Source organism: Hymenobacter amundsenii, assembly GCF_002204745.1.
Classification (GTDB): Bacteria; Bacteroidota; Bacteroidia; order Cytophagales; family Hymenobacteraceae; genus Hymenobacter; species Hymenobacter amundsenii.
In genome coordinates, this window is record NZ_NIRR01000104.1 from 1 (window position 1) to 671 (window position 671).

The following is a 671-nucleotide window of genomic DNA, read 5'->3' on the forward strand; positions in this document are numbered from 1 at the left end:
GGTCCGAAGGTAAACGAGCTAACCGCCAGTAGCTGCCACTAACGAACGTGGCTGAACGACTAGGAACACTCCCCGGCACCCTAGAGGCGATGCTCAACCGGTACCAGCCCGTCACGCCCGCGCTGTCTCCGCATCTGGCGCCACTATTTGCTGTCAGCACGCTGCTGGCTAATCGTGGTGGAACGCCACGACGCCCAACTGACAGGTCCCACGGCCCTAACGGCCAGCAGGCCCCGCATTTATTAACCCCAGCAGCCGCTGGCGCGTCTGTTCCCCAACATGAATGCTGATGGCGTACAAATCCACTTCGCCGGCCACGTACTGGTCGTAAAGGGCTAACAATTCGGCTTTGGCATGCCGCTCTTCTTCGAGGGTGATGGCCATCGCGCGGTCCGCAATCTCTTGGCGCTGGTGGTGGGTTTGTTCGGCGGGACCAAAATTCAAAGGAGCTTGCACGGGGTTGCGGCTAAATAAACACGGCGAATTATTGCCAGCAAAGCCCAGAACGGGGCCGCTTGTTTTGAGCTTGGTTAAAGACAGGACCCCGTAGCACAGAAAACAGGCCTCAGACCGGCAACACACCATGCCGGACGCGTTTCGGAGGGAGGCCTCAACCTGCCCTTATTGCGGGAAGTGACTGGAAATGATTCATATGTTCACAAAAACGGTGG

At 58.0% G+C, this 671-nt stretch carries 1 protein-coding gene; it reads right to left on the minus strand.

Translation table 11 applies throughout. From position 1 onward, the window contains the following. Positions 1 to 216 precede the first annotated feature (216 nt). Complete coding sequence (locus CDA63_RS20105; protein ID WP_126546997.1) at positions 217 to 456, minus strand: hypothetical protein; 240 nt, start codon at positions 454 to 456, stop codon at positions 217 to 219. Positions 457 to 671 lie beyond the last annotated feature (215 nt).